The 24,107-nt window shown below is 35.4% G+C and carries 23 protein-coding genes; 4 read left to right on the top strand and 19 right to left on the bottom strand.

The annotated features are described in order from the left end of the window. Positions 1–9: 9 nt before the first annotated feature. Genes HMPREF2846_RS05435 through HMPREF2846_RS05415 form a run of 5 tightly spaced genes read right to left on the bottom strand, consistent with a single transcriptional unit; the run spans position 10 to position 1,746 of the window. On the bottom strand, positions 10–420 hold the full coding sequence (locus HMPREF2846_RS05435) for a pathogenicity island protein (protein WP_070626023.1): 411 nt from the start codon (positions 418–420) through the stop codon (positions 10–12). Further along, positions 410–625, bottom strand: coding sequence for a pathogenicity island protein (locus HMPREF2846_RS05430; RefSeq protein ID WP_070626022.1), 216 nt, complete (start codon positions 623–625; stop codon positions 410–412). Before HMPREF2846_RS05430 ends, HMPREF2846_RS05435 begins: the two co-directional genes overlap by 11 nt. 16 nt (positions 626–641) lie before the next feature. Beyond that, on the bottom strand, positions 642–887 hold the full coding sequence (locus tag HMPREF2846_RS05425; protein WP_070626020.1) for a DUF771 domain-containing protein: 246 nt from the start codon (positions 885–887) through the stop codon (positions 642–644). Between the two features lie 13 nt (positions 888–900). Then, positions 901–1,524 carry a BRO-N domain-containing protein gene (locus tag HMPREF2846_RS05420; RefSeq protein WP_070626018.1) on the bottom strand — a complete coding sequence of 208 codons (624 nt, stop codon included), beginning with the start codon at positions 1,522–1,524 and terminating at the stop codon, positions 901–903. Positions 1,525–1,527: 3 nt separating this feature from the next. Next, the gene (locus tag HMPREF2846_RS05415; RefSeq protein WP_070626016.1) at positions 1,528–1,746 is read right to left on the bottom strand and encodes a helix-turn-helix transcriptional regulator; all 219 of its coding nucleotides are present in this window, start codon (positions 1,744–1,746) and stop codon (positions 1,528–1,530) included. A 95-nt stretch (positions 1,747–1,841) separates the two neighbouring features. Between HMPREF2846_RS05415 and HMPREF2846_RS14680 the strand changes: the two genes are divergently transcribed. The 4 genes from HMPREF2846_RS14680 to HMPREF2846_RS05395 all read left to right on the top strand — a co-directional run bounded on the left by HMPREF2846_RS14680 (position 1,842) and on the right by HMPREF2846_RS05395 (position 7,178). Then, positions 1,842–2,429 (top strand): helix-turn-helix domain-containing protein, encoded by a 588-nt coding sequence (locus HMPREF2846_RS14680; RefSeq protein ID WP_070626014.1) that lies wholly within the window; start codon positions 1,842–1,844, stop codon positions 2,427–2,429. A gap of 8 nt (positions 2,430–2,437) precedes the next feature. Beyond that, the gene (locus tag HMPREF2846_RS05405; protein WP_070626012.1) at positions 2,438–3,493 is read left to right on the top strand and encodes a site-specific integrase; all 1,056 of its coding nucleotides are present in this window, start codon (positions 2,438–2,440) and stop codon (positions 3,491–3,493) included. 931 nt (positions 3,494–4,424) lie between these two features. Beyond that, positions 4,425–5,738, top strand: coding sequence for a branched-chain amino acid transport system II carrier protein (brnQ, locus tag HMPREF2846_RS05400; protein WP_002481560.1), 1,314 nt, complete (start codon positions 4,425–4,427; stop codon positions 5,736–5,738). A gap of 255 nt (positions 5,739–5,993) precedes the next feature. Next, positions 5,994–7,178 carry an MFS transporter gene (locus HMPREF2846_RS05395; RefSeq protein WP_002481559.1) on the top strand — a complete coding sequence of 395 codons (1,185 nt, stop codon included), beginning with the start codon at positions 5,994–5,996 and terminating at the stop codon, positions 7,176–7,178. Between the two features lie 54 nt (positions 7,179–7,232). Here HMPREF2846_RS05395 and whiA read toward each other — a convergent pair whose 3' ends face one another. The 14 genes from whiA to prfB form a co-directional block, all read right to left on the bottom strand. Beyond that, entirely contained in the window at positions 7,233–8,177 is a 945-nt protein-coding gene (gene whiA, locus HMPREF2846_RS05390; RefSeq protein WP_002481558.1) for a DNA-binding protein WhiA, read from the bottom strand. An 18-nt stretch (positions 8,178–8,195) separates the two neighbouring features. Next, entirely contained in the window at positions 8,196–9,194 is a 999-nt protein-coding gene (yvcK, locus tag HMPREF2846_RS05385) for a gluconeogenesis factor YvcK family protein (protein WP_002481557.1), read from the bottom strand. Beyond that, positions 9,181–10,104: an RNase adapter RapZ gene (gene rapZ, locus HMPREF2846_RS05380; protein WP_002481556.1), complete on the bottom strand. Its 924-nt coding sequence runs from the start codon at positions 10,102–10,104 to the stop codon at positions 9,181–9,183. Before rapZ ends, yvcK begins: the two co-directional genes overlap by 14 nt. Before the next feature lie 165 nt (positions 10,105–10,269). Then, positions 10,270–11,226, bottom strand: a complete 957-nt coding sequence (trxB, locus tag HMPREF2846_RS05375) for a thioredoxin-disulfide reductase (protein WP_023015366.1) — start codon at positions 11,224–11,226, stop codon at positions 10,270–10,272. 106 nt (positions 11,227–11,332) lie between these two features. Continuing rightward, the gene (locus tag HMPREF2846_RS05370) at positions 11,333–12,772 is read right to left on the bottom strand and encodes a tetratricopeptide repeat protein (protein WP_070626010.1); all 1,440 of its coding nucleotides are present in this window, start codon (positions 12,770–12,772) and stop codon (positions 11,333–11,335) included. Between the two features lie 20 nt (positions 12,773–12,792). After that, positions 12,793–13,275: an acyltransferase gene (locus HMPREF2846_RS05365; protein WP_060804134.1), complete on the bottom strand. Its 483-nt coding sequence runs from the start codon at positions 13,273–13,275 to the stop codon at positions 12,793–12,795. A gap of 11 nt (positions 13,276–13,286) precedes the next feature. After that, complete coding sequence (gene lgt, locus HMPREF2846_RS05360) at positions 13,287–14,114, bottom strand: prolipoprotein diacylglyceryl transferase (RefSeq protein ID WP_023015369.1); 828 nt, start codon at positions 14,112–14,114, stop codon at positions 13,287–13,289. A 5-nt stretch (positions 14,115–14,119) separates the two neighbouring features. After that, on the bottom strand, positions 14,120–15,052 hold the full coding sequence (gene hprK, locus HMPREF2846_RS05355) for an HPr(Ser) kinase/phosphatase (RefSeq protein WP_002481551.1): 933 nt from the start codon (positions 15,050–15,052) through the stop codon (positions 14,120–14,122). Positions 15,053–15,239: 187 nt separating this feature from the next. Further along, a complete protein-coding gene (uvrA, locus tag HMPREF2846_RS05350) occupies positions 15,240–18,089 on the bottom strand; it encodes an excinuclease ABC subunit UvrA (RefSeq protein ID WP_070626028.1) in 2,850 nt (949 codons plus the stop codon). Between the two features lie 10 nt (positions 18,090–18,099). Next, positions 18,100–20,082, bottom strand: coding sequence for an excinuclease ABC subunit UvrB (gene uvrB / locus HMPREF2846_RS05345; RefSeq protein ID WP_002481549.1), 1,983 nt, complete (start codon positions 20,080–20,082; stop codon positions 18,100–18,102). Positions 20,083–20,411: 329 nt separating this feature from the next. After that, the gene (locus tag HMPREF2846_RS05340; RefSeq protein ID WP_023015372.1) at positions 20,412–20,654 is read right to left on the bottom strand and encodes a CsbA family protein; all 243 of its coding nucleotides are present in this window, start codon (positions 20,652–20,654) and stop codon (positions 20,412–20,414) included. A 6-nt stretch (positions 20,655–20,660) separates the two neighbouring features. Then, positions 20,661–21,302 (bottom strand): YfbR-like 5'-deoxynucleotidase, encoded by a 642-nt coding sequence (locus HMPREF2846_RS05335; protein ID WP_002481547.1) that lies wholly within the window; start codon positions 21,300–21,302, stop codon positions 20,661–20,663. 328 nt (positions 21,303–21,630) lie between these two features. Beyond that, positions 21,631–22,566 carry a COG3942 and LysM peptidoglycan-binding domain-containing protein gene (locus tag HMPREF2846_RS05330; protein WP_002481546.1) on the bottom strand — a complete coding sequence of 312 codons (936 nt, stop codon included), beginning with the start codon at positions 22,564–22,566 and terminating at the stop codon, positions 21,631–21,633. Between the two features lie 328 nt (positions 22,567–22,894). Beyond that, a protein-coding gene (prfB, locus tag HMPREF2846_RS05325) for a peptide chain release factor 2 (RefSeq protein ID WP_141751865.1) occupies positions 22,895–24,011 on the bottom strand; the annotation gives its coding sequence in 2 pieces (ribosomal slippage) (positions 22,895–23,938 and positions 23,940–24,011; 1,116 coding nt in all). Positions 24,012–24,107: the final 96 nt, after the last annotated feature.

Raw genomic sequence — 24,107 nt, 5'->3', positions numbered from 1 at the left:
CCAATTCATTTAAATGTCCTCCACTTCGATATTTCCAACGATATAATCTAATGCCCACTCTAAAATTCCAATTACACGACCTTCACGATCTGTTGTATGTTCATGTTCTCCTGTACTGTCTTTGACGGTATAGTGGTAAATTTCTTTATCTTCGTTCATAACGTCGCTTAATGTCATAGTTACTTCATCAATGATTGGAAATGCCTCATCTTCAAAATCCAACTCTGCAAGAATGTTGAACAACTCTTTATGAACCAATTTCAGAATGTGTTCGTAAAATGCTGTATCACTATAGCGATGATTAGTGAATGAATGAAATCTATCTTTCGCTGATAAGAACACATCTTTATCCTTCTCATCTAATACTTTCTCTAACACTTTAACTACTTTCGACAAATAATATCTTTGCTTAATTTTCACTTTGGTTACCTACCTTTTTCTTATTTTTCAGTTCTAAAATTCTGCCAATATCCAATTGCATGCACGCGATACAAATATCTTCGCTAACGTCTGGGAAATGTTCTTTAAATACGTCTGGTGCAATGTTGAGTAATAGATTGTGATTAGTATCTTTGATGTTGAACCAACCAATAGTCGACTTCGTAATAATCACTTGTTGTTTCATGTCAGTTACCTGCTTTCTAAAATATTCGATTGTGATTTTCTTCGATGTATTGCTTCATATACTTAGCGACAAAAGACCAATGGTCATTTTTATGTGCTGGTGCATGCGTGAATTCTGCGATTTTCGATTGGTGTTTTGGGTTCAACAACAACTTTTTTAATAATGTATTTCTGCTTTTGTTCGTATGCGCCATTAGATCGTACATCGTCCACAGTGTCTTATGTTCAAGTAGTGTGATTGTGTAATCTGTTTCTTGCAGCATATTTGTCACCTCCTTATGCCATTTGTTGTTTATCATTGTATTTGTCGTAAATGTGTTTGCTAACTGATAAAGGAAGATTATATTTATCAACAAACACCATGAATTCTACTGTGTCATTTAATACTTGTTGTCTTAACTCCAGCATGTCTTTTGTCATTCCTTCCTTTTGAACCATCTTAGGAAAGCCGAACACATTTGAAACTGCTTTGTTACTAATTGTTTGAGCTTTGCAATAATCTTTTCTAGAAATGACTTCAATACCATTCTTTAAATTATCCATCGCTTCTTTTTGCTTTTCTTTGTCCAACATGCGAAATACTTCATATTCTTTAAGTCCTGTAGATTGTCGTAATTCAACCAGCACATCACAAATCCAGTCTTGGAAATTTTCAGCTTCAGTTTTGTTAGATCTCATTACAAGACGATAAATACCTTTTTCGTTAATAACCGACATACATTGTTCTCCACCAAGGGTACGCACTTTGTGTGTATCCTTTACATGATTAGGCAGTACTCTAATTGCTGTGTAACTATCTCTAAAACCTAATACCTTCGCTACATCTCCAGCTACTGCCAAATATTCACCGTCTTTTTCAATAAATCGTATTTCTTTATTATTGAATAGTTGTTTAATCATTGGTTATGCCTCCTTTTGTAATTCTTGAATAACATTTAGGTTAAAAATTTTTGATGGCATTTCTTCTAAACCATAAGAAATTTTTTTTATAGTTTCTAAACTTGGATTAGTATTGCCATCTTCTAGCTTATATATTGCATTTCTACTTAAACCAGTTTTCTTACTTAATTGTGTAATAGTTATCCCTTTTGATAATCTTATTTTCTTGATTTTGTTAACCACGGTTTACACCTCCTGCTAATAATATAGTATATGTTGCTTTCGGTGTCAACTATGAATTACAATAAACTAGTAAAAACTTTTAAGGAGGTAAAAAAATGAATAAATTCGGAAGAAAAATAAAAGAGTTAAGAGGAAAACAGTCCATTAGAGAAGCATCTCAAAATATTGGTATTAGTCATACTTACTTAGACAGTTTAGAAAAAGGTGTTGACCCTAGAACTGGTAAAGAAAGGAAACCAACAATTGAAGTAATTAATAAGATTTCTCTCTACTATGATTACAGTTTTGAAGAATTAGTTGAATTAGCAAACATATTTGTATCAATTAATGATCTACCCAAAGAACAAAAAGAGATTCAAAATCAAAAATTCTTGGAAGTATTGAAAAACACTTTTGATAAAACCGAATTAAAGGTTAAGGAAAATTATATAAATTTATTGAAAAAAGATTTAAATACATCTCAAGTCAATTTTTTGAGAAATGTATATAATTTTATGGAACTTGAAACTAATAAAGACAATGAAAAAAGTACAGATGAAGTAAAAAGAAAGAACAATATTATTTTTATTTCTGCTTTACTGCAAATGTTACGCCAGCATAAAATGAGTGGTAGCAAAGAAGCATACGAAGATATTATTAATGAATTTGATGACTTCCTAAAACAATACTTGAATATTAAGTAGGTGATTAAATGGCTTCATTCGAAAAACAAAAGAATGGTAAAACATGGCGCTACATCATCTCATACAAAGATGATGATGGTAAATATAAAAAGTATCAGAAAGGCGGATTCCGTACGAAACAAGAAGCAAAGGTACATGCTACTGATATGGAATATAACTTAAAGCGCGGATACAATATCAATAATGATGTGATCTTTGCAGACTACTTCAAACAATGGTATGAAGTTAATAAGAAGCCTCATGTTTCAGCTAAAACTTTAACACGCTATGTGTCAATGCATAATCATATTAAAAAGCATTTTAAAAATACATTTCTAAAAGATATAAAACCATCAGACTACCAGCGATTCATAAATCATTATGGTAGCAATCACAATATAGATAGTGTAAGAAAATTAAACAGCTCCGTTCGTAATTGTTTCCACCAAGCGATTCACGAAGGTTTAGTATTGCGTAATCCTACATTCAAAGCACAATTAAGTGGGGCTAATCCGAGTAAAAGTGAAGAGTTAAAATATATAAGCTATACTGAATACAAAAAGTTGAAACATCATCTGGAACAAAAAGACACTGTTTCATCATTGGTTTTGCTTATGCAGCTTGTAACAGGTGCTAGATTTTCTGAAGTAGTTAATATGAAACGCGAAGATTTTTATGTAGGAGATAATAAGGTGCATTTACCGGGTACAAAAACAACGACATCAGATCGTACTGTTAGCATTGACACAAAAACTTTAAACAAGGTCAGAAAATTTATTAAAGAAAGTCCAGCCGACATTAACGGTTATGTATTTACAGTAAATGGTTCTATTATTACCAATGCATCTGTTAATAAAGCTTTAAATAGTGCATGCAAGAAATTAGGTATCAAAAGTATTACCACACATGCATTACGACATACGCACGTTTCTGTGTTAATCCATAATGGATACAGTATTCAATATATATCGAAACGACTAGGACATTCTTCTACATTAGTCACACAATCGGTATATCTGCACTTATTAGAAGAGACATACCAGCGCGAAGAAGAAAATTTGATAGAATTTATGGATGATTTATAATAAGGAAAAATTAGGGAAAATGATTTGATATTCGATATAAACGAATGATATTGATATAACTAAAAACCTTGTTATAAAGGCATTTTGATAATGAGAGAAACCGAATAATATCCTATATTCTCCCTCCGAGGGGGTTATGTAGTTAATATTAATTAACTTGAAACCTTTGAAACGTTGATGTATCAGCGTTTCTTTTATTTTGCTATTTAAGTCATCGGGCAGTTGTTAAAAAATCAAAATAGCTTTTAATAAAAAACACCGCTAATAGCGGCGTAAGTTAAAATATTCAAATAATTATTTTTATGTATATAATTTGAAAAAATTAACAAATAGTATTACTTAAGTTGTTCAATAGCTTTTAGTAAATTGGCTACTGACTTAGCTGTAAATTTATATTCAGTTGTAAAACTTTTAGTAGCCATATAACTCACTTCTTTCATAATAAAGTTTAATCAAATCCATGAAATACAAAAGCCTGTTCTTATGATTAGTTTTTTAAATTCAACATTAACTTTTCAACAATACCATTGGTTGCTTGTACAAGCTTTGCAAGAACTACATCATTTTTGAAATTAAATTCAACTTCCTAATATGAACCTCAAAAGAAATGAAGTCTCTTAAAAGCAAAGTAGTAATCCATTACACTAATAATAAACTAGGCTCACTTCTTCTTCAATATATAGGTTTTACACTCCAACTCCAGTTTATTAATCATGCAATAAATTATCAATTCTACAATTTTTTAGTTACTCTTTTCCCCTTAACACGATATTTCCAATTAATTTCTTTCATTTCATCTAAAATATCTGAATATATGCTTTTTTAATATTTAGAAATGTGTTAAAGTTTATTTGTTTGAAAGAAATTCATCTACATAAATTGTCAGAAATTTTTGTAAATAGAGAGAAGTTTTCAACACCAGGAGGTTATTATGAAAAAAGTAATTCTAATATCAGGTTTAATGCTCTTCTCGTTATTCTTCGGAGCAGGCAACTTGATTTTTCCACCTATGCTCGGATATACCGCGCAAAGCAATATGTGGACAGGTATGACAGGTTTTGCGATTACAGGTATTTTATTACCTTACATCACAGTCATTGTCATTGCCTATTATGATGGTGGCGTGGAGTTTATCGGGGACCGCGTCCATCCTAAATTCGGGTTTATTTTTGCAGTTTGTATTTATTTATCTATCGGGGCACTATACGGGATTCCACGTGCTGCGAACGTGGCTTATGAAATCGGCGCAAAATCAATTCTGCCTATTCACAACACATGGACATTGGTAGGTTTCTCCCTTGTATTCTTTATTGTTGTAGGGTTAATCGCTTTATACCCGACAAAAATTGTCGATAACTTAGGGAAAATCTTAACACCTGCCCTATTATTGATTATTGGTGCTTTATGTATCGCAGCGATTATTAATCCTGAAGGAAAAGTCGGACAACCACATGATAAATATGCGGAAACACCTTTCATTTCAGGAATCTTAGAAGGTTACTACACAATGGACTTAGTAGCTGCTTTAGCCTTCTCAGTCGTTATCGTACAAAGCTTTAAACTCGCAGGTATTTCAGACAGCAAAAAGATAGTGAGAAACGTTATCTTATCAGGTCTGATTTCAGCGTTATTATTAACAGTGATTTACTTCTCATTAGCATACTTAGGTATCACGACAAGCAAACCAGGCTTTGATAATGGCGCAAGCATTCTAACATATAATTCAGTACGATTATTCGGATCATTCGGAAATATTTTATTCGGTATGATTGTAATTTTAGCTTGTTTAACAACTTGTATCGGCTTGGTGAACGCAAGTTCTGCATTCGGATTGAAGAAGTTCCCACAAATTTCATACAAGACTTATGTACTGTCATTCTCAGTAGTCGGATTCTTAATTTCAATCTTAGGGCTCAACATGATTTTACAAATCGCAGTTCCATTACTGACATTTATTTATCCGATTTCTATTGTGTTGGTACTGATTTCATTTGTCGCAATTGCGATTCCGACAAAATTAAAAATCGCTTATATTTTACCGACGATTTCAACATTAATTATTTCAGTACTTGAAATCTTCAACACATTTAAACTGATCAAACCACTAAATGCAGTCTATCAATTCTTGCCATTATCTGATTTAGGATTGGCTTGGTTACTACCATTTATTATCTTAACTGCAATTGGTATTGCGATAGATTTTATGCGCAATAAGAAACATACACAACAACCCGCAACATCTTAATATTGATTGAAATGCCTTTCTCATTTTACGAGAAAGGTATTTTTATTTGACCAAAGCTTATTGTCACAATATTTCAATAATATTTCTATCTATTTCATTATAATTTGTTTGTGTTAAAATGAATCATGCATTTTTAATTTGAAACAAGCATTGTTTCAATCTTCACACTTCCACAACATATATGCGATACACTTATATTAAGGTTCATCAATATAATCTTTATTAAACAATTCATCATAGAAAGGGAGGATATATTTGAAACAACCGTCGCTCAATTATAATTTAATTACGACTGTATTCTTTATTTCAGGTATTGCGGTTATGTGCAGTCTTTACTCTGCCATTCCTTTAATGCCGATTATGGGGAAAGAATTACATTTAAGCGAAGGTGCCACAACATTAATCGGTGTGGTATTCTCAGTTTCTTATTCAGTCAGCTGTATGTTTTATGGAATCATTGCCGACAAGTTTGGTAAGAAGAAGGTCATATTAATCGGCTTGGCTATGCTCACACTTACAACTTTTGCGATCGGCTTTATTCATAACTTTGCGCTATTACTGATTGTACGTGTTTTACAAGGAATAGCTACCGCAAGCTTCTCACCTGTGTCATTAACATATGTGACAGAAGTGTTCCCTATTCATAAACGTGTTACCGCAATCAGTTTTATTAGTACCAGCTTCATGTTATCTGGTGTTATCGGTCAAAACTTAAGTGATATTATCGCCGCACATATGAGTTGGCGTATCGTTTACTTCGTATTGACTGTTGTTTACTTATTGCTGATTGTTTGGATTTACCGAGCTATTCCGAAAAGTCCTTATCATATGCCTGATACAAAATTCTCAGTGTTCTTTAAAAACATGAGACATATTTTTGATAATAAAGGCATTGTATTATGTTTCTTTGTTTCATTAACTATCTTAACGTCATTTGTTTCTATGTATGCTCTGCTAAATGAATATTTGACATCTGACCCAATCAACGCTGATTTAACGACAATATCATCAGTGAAGCTATTTGGTTTAATTGGTATGTTATTAGCGTTATCTGCAGGTCGCATAAGTGATTTCATCGGTGTAAAACGTATTATTCTAATCTCATTAATCACTGCAGGTATCTCATTGATACTGATGGGCGTGACACACAATCTCATTATCATCACATTGTTCAGTGTTATCTTTATCGCAGGTATCTCTTTTGTGATTCCTTCTGTGATATCACAAATCGGTCTACTGACTACTAAAGATAAAGGCTTCTTCTTATCTATCAATACCTTTATGTTATTTATCGGTACAGCGATTGCACCTGTATTGTCTATGCAGTTGTTAAACAATATGCAGTCATTTAAAATGATGTTCATTGTATTATCAATCGTGAATTTCATCGGCTTTATTATAGCTTTAGGAATTCCGAAAAAATCAGTCGTAGATCAATAACGATAAAAAGCAGTCACTCATTTCAATTTTCAAATGAGTGACTGCTTTTCTTTATCACATTTCAATATGTTCACCGCTTCTAATCTTATCTGCTAACTCATTCAACTTACGTAAACGATGATTAACACCTGATTTCGAAATTGTGCCTGTAGAAACCATTTCTCCTAATTCTTTTAGAGAGACATCTTGATTTTCCACACGCAATTTCGCAATTTCTCTTAAACGGTCTGGTAAGTTTTCAATGCCGATTTCTTGATCAATCAACTGAATACTTTCAACTTGTTTCATCGCTGCACTAACTGTTTTGTTTAAATTAGCTGTTTCACAGTTTACTAAGCGATTTACTGAATTACGCATATCTCTGACAATACGCACATCTTCAAATTTCAACATCGCTTGATAACCTCCGATTAAACTCAAGAAATCAGAGATTTTCTCCGCTTCTTTCAAATAAACGATATTTCCTTTTTTACGTTCTAAATGTTTCGCATTCAATTCATATTCATTCATTAAAGCAGTTAAGCCTTCTGAATGACTTTCGTATAAAGAAAATATCTCTAAATGATAAGAAGATGTTTCTGGATTATTCACAGAACCGCCAGCTAAGAATGCACCGCGTAAATAACTTCGTCTCATTTCATCGTCACGAATCAAATCTAAATCAATAGCGTGTGTAAACACACCGTCTTTTAAGATACCAAGTTCATGTAAGATTTCACGAGACTTCATTTTCGTTCTGCAGATATAAATGTTGTTCTTCTTCAGCTTCATTTTCTTTCGAACAAGAATTTCAACTTCAATATTGAATACTTTCTTAATCAGAGAGTATATACGTCTGGCTGTTGTCGCATTTTCAGTTTGTACATTGATGACAAATTGCTGATTCGACAAACTGAGTGCACCATTCATCCGTATCAATGCGCTAAGTTCCGCTCGCGCGTTTTTATCATCGACATCGATTCTTGTCAATTCATTTTTCATGTCTGATGCAAAGCTCATGCCGCGCCATTCCCTTCTTTAAAATTTTCTATTTTTCGGATTAAATTGGATTGTGCTTGTTAAATCAAGTGCCAATTCATAAATCATGCGTGCTAAGCGTGTTGTATTATGGCGCACACGATTTTTCGAAGAAACATGGACTAAATCTTGTGCAGTAATGGGTTCAATACCTGCCGCTTCAATCGATTCTTTATGATAAGTCACAGGTTCTGCCTGTTCTTTATGGTAATTTTCTAAAATGTCTTTACTGTACTGATGATTCTCACAACAAATCACATAATCAATAAAATTTGTTTTCATGTGATTATGCATTGCTTGAATATGATCCATCACATCAAAATGATCTGTTTCGCCATGTTGCGTCATCACGTTTGAAACATAAACTTTAGGTGCCGCACTATCCACAATCGCTTCACCGATACCTGGCACACATAAATTGGAAATTACGCTCGTATACAATGAACCAGGGCCTAATACGATTAAGTCTGCATCTTCTAATGCCTCTACCGCTTCTTCCATCGGCTGCACATCTGCAGGCTCTATAAAGACACGCTTAATTGTTTTTTGACGCTTCGGTATATTAGACTCACCATACACGATTTCTCCATCTTCCATCTCCGCATTTAAACGAATACTAGAATTCGTTGAAGGAATCACGCGTCCTTTGATATTTAAAATTTTACTTAATTCTTTAACCGCATGACCAAAGTCATCCATAATATTTGTCAGTGCCGCAATCAATAGGTTCCCTACTGAATGACCTTCCACTTGATTCTCTTTGAAGCGGTACTGAAACAGCTCCTTTAAAGTCGGTTCTGTATCACTTAAGGCCGCAATAACGTTACGGATGTCCCCAGGAGCGGGAATGTCCATTTCACTTCTGATTTTACCTGTACTTCCCCCATCGTCTGCTACCGTCACAATTGCGGTAATATCGATAGGATAATCTTTTAAACCACGAGCCAATACAGATAAACCTGTACCGCCCCCGATTAATACGATTTTAAGCTTTTTCATTTCTCTCGCCACTTTCGATATGTGCATCTCTATGATGAACGTAAACATTATAGTCGTAACTATCATTCAAGTCTTCGGCTAATCGTTTCGCTAAGGCAACAGAACGATGCTGTCCGCCTGTACATCCGATCGCAATCACTAATTGTGTCTTGCCTTCTTTTTTATAGCCCGGAATCATAAATTTCAATAAGTCTAATAACTTATCATAAAAGATGGCTGTTTCTTGCCATTTCATGACATATTGATATACAGCGTCATCATTACCGGTTAAAGGACGTAACTCTTTTACATAAAATGGATTCGGTAAGAATCTCACATCAAAGACTAAATCTGCATCTTGTTGGATGCCATGTTTGAAGCCAAAGCTCGTTACACTAATACTAAATGTTTCGATATCATCTCTATTAAACAATTTGTTTATTTTTGCACGTAATTCTTTTGGATTTAAGTCTGTTGTATCTATGACAAAGTTCGCAAAACTACGGATTTCAGATAATGATTGACGTTCTTCTCTAATAGAATTAATCAATGAATTTTGACCGTTATCACTTAATGGGTGTGCACGGCGTGTTTCTTTATATCTTGAAATTAATTTTGCTTCACTTGCCTCGACAAACATCACGTCTACTATAATGCGATTCTTGCTGCGTAAAAAATCTACTTCTTTTACTAAGGATTTGAAAAATTCGCGACCGCGTAAATCAATCGCAATTGCTACTTTTTGTAAAGATGGTGTGCCTTGCTCCATCAACTCCACAAATTTCGGCAGTAAAATCGGTGGTAAATTGTCTACACAAAAGTACCCTAAATCTTCTAAACTCTGTAAAACTACAGACTTCCCAGCCCCCGACATACCAGTAACCACTAATAATTCACTCTTATTTACGACTTCATTTTCTTCATGTTGCATAACGACACCATCCTGTAATTAATTCGCTCATAATATCCTTATCTTTATCATAGTATCATATTACATTCTAACTTGAACATGATTACTATGGAATATGTAAAAAGGTTTGAATAGATGCATGGTTTAAACCGCTTCATGCACTACTCAAACCTTCTTCGTTTTTTATTATGCTTCTTCTGCTTCTAGTTTATCTTTCAATTCTTCGATATAGCCTTGCGCATTTTGAGCTGCGATACTACCGTCTCCAGTAGCTGTAACGATTTGTCGTAAACCTTTTTCACGCACATCGCCTGCTGCGAAGATACCAGGAACTTTTGTTTCCATTTCTTCGTTTGTTACGATGTAACCTGCTTCGTTTGTGATACCTAAATCAACAATCGGTGCAGTTAAAGGTTTCATACCGATATAAACGAATACACCATCAGCGTCTAATGTTTCTTCTTTACCATCTACTGTAGATTGTAAAGTAACTGAGCCGACTTTACCATCTTTTTCATTAATAGATGCTAATGTGTGATTCCAGATAAAGTGCATTTTTTCGTTTTTGAATGCACGATCTTGTAAGATTTTTTGTGCACGTAATTTATCTCTACGGTGAACGACAGTAACACTGTCCGCAAATTTAGTTAAGAAGTTACCTTCTTCTACTGCAGAGTCTCCACCGCCGATAACGTATAAGTTTTTGCCTTTGAAGAATGCACCGTCACATACTGCACAGTAACTTACACCGCGGCCGCCAAGTTCTTCTTCACCTGGCACACCGATTTTTTTGTATTCTGCACCTGTTGCGATAATCACCGCATATGCAGTAACAGATTTATCTCCATAAAAGACTTCTTTAATATCGCCTTTATCTTCAATCGCTTTAATATCGCCGTACTGATAAACAGCGCCGAATTTTTGCGCATGATCAAACATTTTTGTTGATAAGTCAGGACCAGAAATTGATTCGAATCCTGGGAAGTTTTCAACATCTTCAGTGTTTGCCATTTGTCCGCCTGGCACACCACGTTCGATCATTACAGTTTTTAAGTCCGCGCGAGAAGCATATACGGCTGCAGTCATACCTGCTGGGCCTGCGCCGATAATTACAACATCATAATCAGGTTGTTGTTTAGTCATTCTTCTTGCCTCCTAGTATTTAATCACACTCATTATAAGATAGAGCTTTCTTGAAATATACTTTTATGCTCAAATTGTGAATTGTACTATTTTACATACACAACTTTTAAACTTCTAGTAGAATTTCAATTGATTTATTCAAACGGTACATAGATATACCGAACCATTCTGTAATAGCTTTTTTCGTATAAGCATCGGGTCGTGTTTTAAAGAAGAGATATACACACGCTGCCACATACCCTTCTACTTCTTCCAAATCATATTCTTGTGCAATGATTCCTTCAGCTCGATCAATCCAATGTACAAATAAAGATTGATATTCTCTTAAAGCCTCTTTCTCATACAAGGTTAACATGCCTCGATGAATGAAATCTAATTTGACTAATTTCAATCCTTTTATCAAATATGTCAGATATAGTTTTTCGTATTCATTCATCGTTTCTAATACATTCCAAATTTCTTCTGTAATTAATAGTTCTCTGCCATTCATCTGTTCTAATAAGAAAATCCCATAAATACGTTCATGGCTGTCTTCACTTATCAATAGCGGCGCAATATGCGAATGGAAATAGAGATTTTTCTCAGAAATCAACCAAGGTGGCGGTCCTGGAGGTGTATCTGTCATTGCTTCAAGCTTTTCCCAAAACACCTTACTTTGCTCTTTATTTCCCAGGTGATAAAAGTTGACGCTTAACGCATGAAACATTTGCATGGAAATGAATTTACCTTTTTTAAACAAAGGATACAATAATTTTTGCGAAGCACTGAACTTTTGTAGATAGCTGAGGACAATACCAAGTTTGAAACTTTCTTCATCATTCATTGGTACAACTTTAGACAATGATTGTAGATAGTTCGGATAAGCTTTGTCATTTGTGTTATAAAGTAATAACGTATAATGACATAATGCATAAACATCCGTCTGATTTTCTTTTAAAAGCTGTTTCAACATATTACGTGCGATATCATAGTTTCCTAAATACAGATGTATCATTGCTAATAAATTGCGTACACTTTCATGCGTACGTACTGTCATTTCTTGGCGTTGAATAAACTTTTTCGCTTCTTCTAGCTTGCCTTGAGAGAAAAGATATTGAAAAATAATCTGAACTGCGAATACTTGGCTCTCTTTTTCAAGTACATCTACATCCTTATAGACAACTTCAAAGGTTTCTTCTAGTTCTTTTCTATAGTCTTCATCCTCTGACAGCAACACATAATTCATCCCGAAACAAAATGCTTTATTCGGATCTTGTAAATTCGTATATATTTGACTGAGTTGATAATAGGATGATTCTACATGTTCACCTTTCGCAATGAAATCATAATAACGTCCAACAACTTGCTTAGCTTGCCCCACTTCAGTCAGTGCGGTTGTATAATCTTGAAGCGCTTCAAAGTCAGAAGGCGACAATTCAAGGACTTTATGATAGTACTCTGCGGCATTTTGATAATCTCTATGTTTTAGTTTTGACGCTGCCAGTCGTTTAAAAAGTGATGCATCTTGCGTCATTGGAATCACTTTTTTAGATGGTTCTGATGTCATTGTATTGCCCCTCCTCTCACTTATAATCTGATCTGCATGGGATTGCCGAAAGCTAAAGCGCCATCTGGTACATCTTTATTAACTACCGTACCTGCACCGATTTTGACATGACTACCAATTTTAACCCCAGGTAAAATTGTCACATTGGCACCGATTAATGTATGATGACCGATTTCAACTTTTCCCACTCTCAACTCTGAAACTAAAAATTCATGGGTCAATATTGTTGTATTATACCCTATCACACAATTATCTCCAACTTGAATTAGATGCGGATATAAGATATCCGGCATCACTTTATAGGCAAAAGCTGTGTGCTTTCCAACCTGCATACCTAAACAAGCACGGTAAATCCATCGTTTTAATTTCAACGATGGAATATACCGTGCAATTTCAATCATAATCGTTTGTCTAAACGCTTTTTTCACTGTGATAAAATGATACATTCTCCAAAGCGGATTAATCTTCGATTGACTGCCCGCTACTTTTTTATAACGTCTCATTTAATCTCCTCTTATTTCGGCCATGCCAAGTTTCTGGCATCTTTAAATTTAGGTGGTTGTTTCTTCATTCGACGATAGATAATCATAACGACACTAATAATAATCAAGATAACAGACATCACCTGTGCCACTCTGATATTGCTTGTCAACATTAAACTATCTGTACGCATACCTTCGACAAAGAATCTGCCGATTGAATACCAAATCAAGTATAAGAAGAATGTTTCACCAATTCTTAAGTGCTTACGTAAAAATAGTAATAACGCAAAGCCAAGCACATCCCAAACTGATTCATATAAGAAAGTCGGTTGATAGTACTGGCCATCAATATACATATTATCAATAATAAATCTTGGAATATGAAGGTTCTCCAGGAAACTTTGAGACACAGGTCCCCCATGTGCTTCATGGTTCATAAAGTTCCCCCAACGTCCAATACCTTGCGCTAAGATAATACTTGGTGCGACAATATCTCCAATTTGCCAAGGGTTATGATTGTTCATTTTACACACAATAATGCCTGTGATAAATCCACCAATCAAACCACCATGAATGGCGATGCCGCCATGCCATATCATCGGTATCTCTGAAGGATTTGCGGCGTAGTATGGCCATTGGAAAATCACGAAATAAATCCGTGCTGCCACAAAGCCGAAAATAGCACTCCAAAAGATAATATCAATCAATGCATCTTGATGATAGCCTACTTTCTTTGCGGTCGCCTGCGCAATAAAATAACCTAATAAGATCCCGAAGGCAATAATAATCCCATACCATCGCACATCAATCGGGCCTAAGCTGAAGGCCACCGGATCAATATAACCTAAGTTAAACAACATCTAGCTTACTCCTCTTTGTGTTCATTTTTTCTAAGTATTTCGGCATTTAAACGTTCGTTAAATTCTTCAGCTGTATTGATGCCCATAATGTTCAAGCGATAATTCATCGCCGCAACTTCAATAATAACTGCCACATTTCTGCCCGGTCTTACCGGAATTGTTTTCTTTGTGATTTCAGTATCTAAAATACGTAAGGTTTCTTCATTCAAACCTACACGGTCGTATAGCTTATCTTTATCCCAGTTTTCCAAATTGATATTCAAACCGATTTTCTTCTCTGTCAAAATCGAACCTGCACCAAATAACGTCATTACGTTAATAATCCCAAGTCCTCTGATTTCTAATAAATGTTCGATTAATTTCGGCGGTTTACCAATCAATTCATCTTTCGTGATTTCACGAATCTCCACATTATCATCCGCAACAAGACGGTGTCCACGTTTTACTAACTCTAACGCTGTTTCACTTTTACCGATACCAGAATCACCAGTAATTAAAACACCTACACCATATACGTCTACTAATACACCATGTAAAGATGTTGTTTTCGCAAGTTCATGTTCAAGATATGTAGTTAATCGGCTCATTAAACTTGTTGTCGCATCTTTAGATGTGAGTAATGGTACACTGAGCTCTTGTGCCGCATTGACTAATTCTTCTGGCGGCTCAATATCACGTGTAACGATAATTGCCGGTGTATCAGGACGGCATAACTTACGTAATCTGCCTTGTCGTTCTTTATCTGGTAATAAATTATAAAATGATAATTCAGTTGTCCCTAATAATTGAATACGGTCAGACGCATAATGCGAAAAGTACCCCGCCATTTCCAAACCTGGGCGTGAAATATCTGTATTATGAATCGGACGATCCAATCCTTCTTCTCCGGCTACTAAATTTAACTTGAATCTGTTTACTATAGCTCTAGCACTTAACATATTTTCACCTCAATCAATATTCTTCGTTATATGCTCATCTCTATTATATCAAAAAAGAATGCAGAAACGTTATTGGTTTTATCTCTATTCATCTTATCATTTCTTATATGTGTTCAAAAATCAAACTTTTTTCTTTGAAGTCATAAAAAAGACATTCCACTGCTTTAAGTGAAATGTCTTAATCTGGTTATTGACTTGTTTGTGCTGCATCACGTTCTAATACTGTTTTCAAATATTTGCCTGTATAAGAATCTGGAGATGCGGCGATTTCTTCAGGTGTACCTGTCGCAACGATTGTTCCTCCGCCATCGCCGCCTTCAGGACCTAAATCAATCAAGTAATCTGCTGTTTTTATGACATCCAAGTTATGCTCAATTATCACAACAGTATCTCCGTTATCTACAATACGATTCAATACTTTTAATAAACGACGAATGTCATCCACATGCAGACCTGTTGTTGGTTCATCTAAGATATAGATAGAACGGCCTGTTGAACGTTTATGCAGTTCTGATGCGAGTTTCACACGCTGAGCTTCCCCGCCTGACAATGTCGTCGCAGGTTGGCCGAGCTTCACGTAACCTAAACCAACATCGACTAATGTTTGTAGCTTACGTTTGATTTTAGGGATATTTTCAAAGAAATGTGTCACATCTTCAGCGGTCATTTCTAATACTTCAGAGATATTTTTACCTTTATAAGTCACTTCTAACGTTTCACGGTTATAGCGTTTACCGCCACATACTTCACAAGGTACATACACATCTGGTAAGAAATGCATTTCAATTTTGATAATCCCGTCACCTTTACATGCTTCACAACGTCCACCTTTAACGTTAAAGCTGAAACGTCCTTTTTGATACCCTCTGATTTTCGCTTCGTTTGTTGATGCGAAAACATCACGAATATCATCAAAAACGCCTGTGTAAGTTGCTGGGTTTGAACGTGGTGTACGTCCAATTGGGGATTGGTCAATATCAATCACTTTATCAAGTTGATCGATACCTTCAATTTTATCCACTTTACCTGGTCTGATTTTCGAACGGTTTAATTTTTGTGCCAATGTTTTATACAGTACTTCGTTCACTAATGAACTTTTACCTGACCCAGAAACACCTGTAACAACAGTCATTGTAGAAAGCGGGAAGTCTACATCTACGTCTTTTAAATTGTTACTGCTGGCACCGCGTACTTTTAGTTTACGGTCTGTCACAGGTCTGCGGTGTTCTGGGACTTCAATACGTTTCTTACCGCTCAGATACTGACCTGTTAATGATTTAGAATTACGCATGACTTGTTTAGGTGTACCTGCTGCGACAATTTCACCACCGTAATCGCCTGCACCAGGACCTACGTCTACAAGATAATCCGCTTCTCTCATCGTATCATCATCATGTTCAACCACAATCAGCGTATTACCTAGATCACGCATTTCTTTCAATGTGTTGATTAAACGGTCATTATCTCTTTGGTGTAAACCAATAGAAGGCTCATCTAACACATATAATACACCCGTTAAACGTGAACCGATTTGTGTGGCTAAACGAATACGTTGCGCTTCACCACCAGATAATGTACCTGATGAACGATTTAACGTTAAATAATCTAAACCAACGTTATTTAAGAAATACAATCTTGAGATAATTTCTTTCAATATTAAATCTGCAATCTTACGGTCTTGTTCAGATAAATCGATATTTTCGAAGAAATGCAATGCTTCTTTAATGGAATACTCTACAACTTCTCCGATATTCAAACCTGAAACATACACAGATAATGCTTCTTGGCTTAAACGTTTACCATGACATGTTTCACAAGGTAATTCCGTCATATATTTCTGCATCATTTCACGAACATATTCTGATGGAGATTCATGATAACGACGTTCAATGTTCGGCACAACGCCTTCAAACTCCATCGTTCTTGTGCGTGATGCACCATTACGTTGTTCGAAAGTAAAAGTAATCTCTTTACCTTTTGAACCGTATAAAATAATGTCTTTTTGACGGTCAGTTAATTTTTTAAACGGTCTGTCCATATCAATTTTATACACTTCTGCGACACGTTTTAATAATGTCGGATAGAAGTCAGAACTTTTTGGTTCCCAAGGTACAATCGCACCTTCACGTAACGATACATTCGGATCTGGAATAACCAAATCTACGTCTACTTTTAATTTTTGTCCTAAACCATCACAAGTTGGACATGCACCGAATGGGCTGTTGAAACTGAACATACGCGGTTCTAACTCACCAATGCTGAATCCGCAAATCGGACAAGCATGATTTTCAGAGAATTTTAAAGGTTCTCCGCCAATCACATCGACTGTTAAGTTCCCTTCTGCCAGTTCTAACGCTGTTTCAATAGAGTCAGCCAGACGTGATTCAATACCTTCTTTCACCACAAGACGGTCAACAACAACTTCAATCGTATGATTTTTATTCTTATCTAGTTCTGGCACATCATTGATATCATGAATGTCACCATCTACTCTGACACGTACATAACCTTTTTTACTGATATCTTGAAGCAGTTTTTCATGTGAACCTTTACGGTGATTCACAATTGGTGCCATCAACTGAATTTTAGTACGTTCTTCTAACTCTAAAATACGGTCAGCCATTTGTTGTACTGTTTGTGATTCAATTTCAATACCATGATGTGGACAAAATGCTTTTCCGACACGTGCATATAATAAACGAATATAATCATAAATTTCTGTTACCGTCGCAACCGTAGATCTCGGGTTTTTACTTGTCGTTTTTTGGTCAATCGAAATTGCCGGAGATAACCCTTCAATCGTATCAACATCCGGCTTATCCATTTGTCCTAAGAATTGACGTGCGTAAGCACTTAATGATTCTACATAACGACGTTGACCTTCTGCATAAATCGTGTCGAAAGCCAAAGATGACTTACCTGAACCTGATAGTCCAGTCATCACAATCAATTTATTTTTAGGTAATTCCACATTGACACTTTTTAAATTATTTTCACGTGCACCTTTGACCACAATAGATGTATCTTTCTTACTCACACATGTCACCTCACCCTTCTGCTTTCAGTTCAAACAACATGTCTCTTAGCTCTGTTGCTCGCTCAAAGTCTAAGTCTTTCGCTGCTTGTTTCATTTCTTTTTCTATATTTTCAATTGTTTTTTCACGTTCTTTTTTCGTTAATTTCTTAGGTACGACTTTTTGTTCTTTTTCATTTTCTTCATCTGTTTCCACTGTCGCACTAATAACGTCATGGATTTTCTTACGAATTGTTTTCGGTGTAATACCATGTTCTTCGTTGTATGCTTGTTGAATTTTACGACGACGCTCTGTTTCATCAATCGCATACTGCATAGAATCTGTAATCTTATCCGCATACATGATTACTTCACCATGCTCATTACGCGCAGCACGGCCGATGGTTTGAATTAATGAACGGTTAGAACGTAAGAAACCTTCTTTATCCGCATCTAAAATTACAACTAAAGAAACTTCTGGGATATCAATACCTTCTCTTAGTAAGTTAATACCGACAACCGCATCATACGTACCCATACGTAAGTCACGAATGATTTCAATTCGTTCTAATGTTTTTATTTCTGAATGCAGGTAATTGACTTTAATTCCCGCTTCTTTCATATAAGTCGTTAAATCTTCACTCATCTTTTTCGTTAACGTTGTAATGAGTACACGTTCATTTTTATCAATTCTATCTTGAATTTCACTTAATAAATCATCAATTTGATTCTTCGTCGGACGGACATCTATTTTAGGGTCTAATAAGCCCGTTGGTCGAATAATTTGCTCAACAACTTCATCTGAATGTTCTAGCTCATAAGGCCCTGGTGTCGCAGTCACATAAACTAATTGATGTGCTTTTTTCTCAAACTCTTCGAATGTTAATGGACGGTTATCCAAAGCACTCGGAAGTCTGAAACCATGGTCAACTAAAACTTGTTTACGTGCCTTATCTCCGTTATACATCCCTCTGACTTGTGGTAATGTAACGTGAGATTCATCAATCATAATTAACCAGTCATCACCAAAATAATCTAATAACGTATACGGTGTTGAACCATAATCTCTTAAACTCAAGTGGACTGAATAGTTTTCAATTCCTGAACAAAAGCCCATCTCTCTCATCATTTCAAGGTCATAGTTCGTACGTTGTTCTAAGCGTTGCGCTTCTAATAATTTATTATTCTCTCTTAAATACTTTAAGCGATCTGCTAATTCTTTTTCGATACGTTGAATCGCTAATTCCAATTTTTCATCTCTAGTTACGAAGTGGGATGCCGGGAAGATAGAGAAGTGTTCTCTTTCACGTAATACTTCACCTGTTAAATAGTTTACTTCGCTGATACGATCAATTTCATCCCCGAAGAATTCTACACGGATACACATTTCATCTCGAGACGCCGGGAAGACTTCTACTACATCACCGCGAACTCTGAATGTCCCGCGTTTAAAGTCGATGTCGTTTCTTGAATATTGAATATCTACTAATGCACGTAGAAATTGACTGCGATCCATTTCCATTCCTTGACGGACGTTAACTACTAAACTGCTATATTCAGAAGGATCCCCTAAACCGAAGATACTGCTGACACTGGCAACGACAATGACATCGTCACGCTCAAAGAGTGAGCTTGTTGCTGAGTGACGTAATTGGTCAATTTCATCATTGATTGTCGCATCTTTTTCGATAAATGTGTCAGTAGATGGCACATAAGCTTCTGGTTGATAATAATCATAGAAGCTGACAAAGTACTCTACTCTATTTTCCGGGAAAAATTCTTTGAACTCATTATATAATTGACCAGCTAAGGTCTTGTTATGGGCTAACACTAATGTCGGTTTGCCCGCTTGTTGAATGACATTACTCATCGTAAAGGTCTTACCTGTACCTGTTGCTCCGAGTAACGTTTGGTGACGTTTACCTTCTTTAATACCCTTTGAAATTTTTTCGATAGCGGCTGGTTGGTCACCTTGCGGGGTAAACTCAGAAACAATTTTAAATGGATGATGTTCCATAAAATTCGGTATCCTCCTTTATTGACACTTCTATAGAAAAATATGAGTTTTAAAATATAAATAGGTTGAGACACTTGTCGTCTGTCCCAACCATATACTTCATGTTGAGATTGCAATTAAGCTGGTTAATTCGCAACTTCTCAAAATCTCATTTCATCGTTCTATTTAGTCTTTCTATACTCTCAATTACTCTATTTCAAACTTTTTACATCACTATATATTGTAACAGATTCTGTCAAAAAGATACAAACATCTGTTCGTAAAACTACTCTTTTTCCCCAAACAAAAAGCACTTGTCTTTTTTAGACAAGCACCTGTTTCATTTCTATTCAACGATCATCTTCATGCTGTTTATGAAGACGCAATTGATCTACAATCACAAAACCAGCCAGCAGAGATACAACATCTATAAAAATAATCCATTCACTATGAAAGAATCCTTTATATATAGAACCGCCGATCAGCATTAATGTCACAATTGCGCCGACCCATTTATTTTTCGTTACTACACTAAATAGTACAACAAGTATACATGGGAAAAATGAGGCACAAAGATACCAAATGAGAAGCATAAGCGGTCACCCGTCTCTTTTATTTAAAATCGACATTGTTAATTCTCGTAACTCTGAACGTGGAATGAAGTTTTCCGTTAACATTTCAGGGATGACGTTCTCGATAAAATCTTGAACGGACACTAAGTGATCAAACTGCATAATGGTTTCTAAAGACATTTCATAAATTTCAAAGAAAAGTGAGTCTGGATTACGCTTTTGAATTTCACCAAATGTTTCATATAACAAGTCGATTTTATCAGCTACTGCCAAAATTTGACCTTCTAAAGAATCATCTTTGCCTTCTTGCAGACGTTCTCTGTAAACATCTTGATATTCTTCTGGAAATTCTTCTCTAATAAAATTATCTACCATCTCTTCTTCCACTTGCGAGAACAATTTCTTCAAATCACGGCTGGCATATTTCACAGGTGTTTTAATATCCCCTGTAAATACTTCCGCAAAGTCATGATTCAAAGCTTTTTCATATAAACTTTTCCAATCAATTTCATTGCCATGATGTTCTTCTACTGTGGCTAAGTATTGCGCTATTTTCGTTACTTTAAATGAATGTGCTGCTACATTATGCTCAAAATACTTGAATTTACCAGGCAAGCGTATCAGCTTTTCTAAATCAGATAATCTTTTAAAATATTGATGTACACCCACGTTGAGCTCACCCCTTATCTATTTAATCAAATATTATACCCGCATACACGAATATATATCAAGCACTTTATCACGATTACTTTCAATTTTATTAAAACATTTTTCTTTTACTAGCGGAAATATAACGAATAAAGAGTTTATATTTATGAACTTTATAATAATGTATGTGGTTTTCCTTCACACAATGTCTGAAGTTGCTTTAACTTTACCATTTTTCTTTCTGTAATTTAAAGCATTTATTTCCGATTTACTTAACCTTTACATTTAACTTGTACCAATAAAAAAAGCACCATCCTCTTAATAGAGAACAGTGCGAATCATTTTTTAATTAGTGAATGAAGTTATAACCGCTTGCTTGACCAGCTGAAATCGTACGTGAAGTTACGACACCTGGACCATAGCCGTAGTTCATTTCAGATACACGAACTGAACCGTCGCTGTTAACACCTTCAACATATGCTACGTGACCGTAAGCACCTGCAGAAGATTGCATGATTGAACCTGCTGCTGGAATATTGTTTACTGTGTGTCCCGCTGCTGCCGCTGCGTTTGCCCAGTTATTTGCGTTACCCCAAGTTGAACCTACTTTACCGCCTGCGCGATCGAATGCGTATGAAGTACATTGACCTGCAGTGTAAAGGTTTGCACCTGAATAATAAGATGGTGCACTTGTTTGATATGAAGGTGCACTATAAGAAGTTGTTGGTGCACTATATGATTGTGAATAGTTATAAGATGGTGCTTCATAACTAGTGTAGCTTGTGTTATAAGCTGCATCAGCAGTATAGTTTACAGGAGCTGATGTTGTGTGTGCTGGTGCATCATAGTTTGCTGTTGCTTGACCAGATTTTTGTTCTGTTTGTGGTACAGCTTTACCAGTATGTAACGCTTCTAAATGCGCTGCACCTTTGTCAGAAACTGCTAAAATATCGCCAGGTAAAATGATGTGTGTCACGCCTGGGTTTAATTTGTATAATTGATCTAAAGAGATTTTATGTGCTGCTGCGATTGATTTTAAAGTGTCTCCTGCTTTAACTTCTACAACGTCTGTGTCAGGTAATACTAAAGCAGTGTCTTTTTTAACTTCGTCTTGGCTTAATTTATTAAGTGATTTAATTTCATCAGTAGTAGTGGCAAACAAAGCTGCAACTTCGCTTAACTTAGCATCTTCTTTAACTACATGCGTTTGTTCTGCAGATGCAACACCATTCAATGCTGTTAATAGAGTTAATGATGATGCTGATAGTAATAAAGCTTTCTTCATTTATTATTTCATCCTTTGCTGTCATTTTTTAATCATTAATTGATAAATCCAATATAGCACAACCCTTCCGCTCTAGGTGGAATGTTATAGAGTTGTAATATAAACGTTATACTATCGTTTAATCTCTAAATCAAAGAAACTTTCTGTCAATTAAACTAAATCATTGGCACTAGTACGCTTATTAACCTTTTTAATAGGATTCTTTGTAACATGACAGTAATATTAACTCATGCATTTAACATCTAAATTTACTTTTATCAATAATATTTTTTGTTTGATAAAAAATAAAAGACCAAAGTATATTATACTCTGGTCTTGATTTGTGACATTACGCGTCACGGTTATCCATTTGTGTACGTAAGTACGCTTCAATGAATGGTCCTATTTCTCCATCCATTACTGCGTTAACGTTACCTGTTTCTTCATTCGTACGGTGATCTTTCACCATTGAATATGGATGGAAAACATAAGAACGAATCTGACTGCCCCAGCCGATGTCTTTTTGTTCGCCTCGAATTTCAGCCATTTCTTTTTCTTGTTCTTCTAATTTCAATTGATACAATTTAGATTTCAACATTTTCATAGCCGCTTCACGGTTCTTAATTTGTGAACGTTCATTTTGGTTATTTACCACAATACCTGTTGGATGGTGGGTAATACGGATGGCAGACTCTGTTTTGTTGATGTGCTGACCACCGGCACCTGATGCTCTGAACGTATCGACTGTAATATCATCCGGGTTAATATCGATTTCGATTTCATTATTATTGAATTCAGGGATGACATCACAAGAGACGAATGATGTATGACGTCTGCCTGATGAGTCGAACGGTGAAATACGTACTAAACGATGCACACCTTTTTCAGCTTTTAAATAGCCATACGCATTATGACCTTTGATTAACAATGTCACACTTTTAACGCCCGCTTCATCACCAGGTAAATAATCTGCTACTTCTACTTTAAAGTTTTTATCTTCAGCATAGCGTTGATACATACGAAGCAACATGCTCGCCCAGTCTTGTGATTCTGTACCGCCGGCACCTGGATGCAATTCTAAGATTGCATTGTTATCATCATAAGGTCCATTTAATAATAACTGTAATTCAAATTCGTCTAATTTACTTTTAAAGTTTACAGTTTCTTCTTCTAAGTCTGCTTTTAAATCTTCATCATATTCTTCTTGCAGTAATTCGTGCGTCGCGTTCATATCTTCGATTTCTGCTTCTAAATCACGATAGCCTTGCACTACTGACTTTAACGCATTATTTTTATCGATAATTTCTTGCGCTTTATTTTGATCATCCCAGAATGTCGGTTCTGTCATCATTTCTTCATATTCTTGGATGTTTGTCTCTTTTTCTTCTAAGTCAAAGAGACCCCCTAAATTGTTCTAATTTTTCACTATAGTTCGCGATATTACGCTTAATTTCAGATAGTTCCATCTTTTTTCTCTCCTGTACATTGATTGATTAGTTTGTTCTATACTTTTCCTATTTTAGCATAACTTAGAGATATGCTTGTATGAAAAAAGAACCGAC

This window comes from Staphylococcus sp. HMSC056G08 (genome assembly GCF_001812305.1).
Taxonomy (GTDB): Bacteria; Bacillota; Bacilli; order Staphylococcales; family Staphylococcaceae; genus Staphylococcus; species Staphylococcus simulans.
Note: the sequence above shows the minus strand (reverse complement) of the source record. Positions and strands in the feature narration are given on the sequence as shown.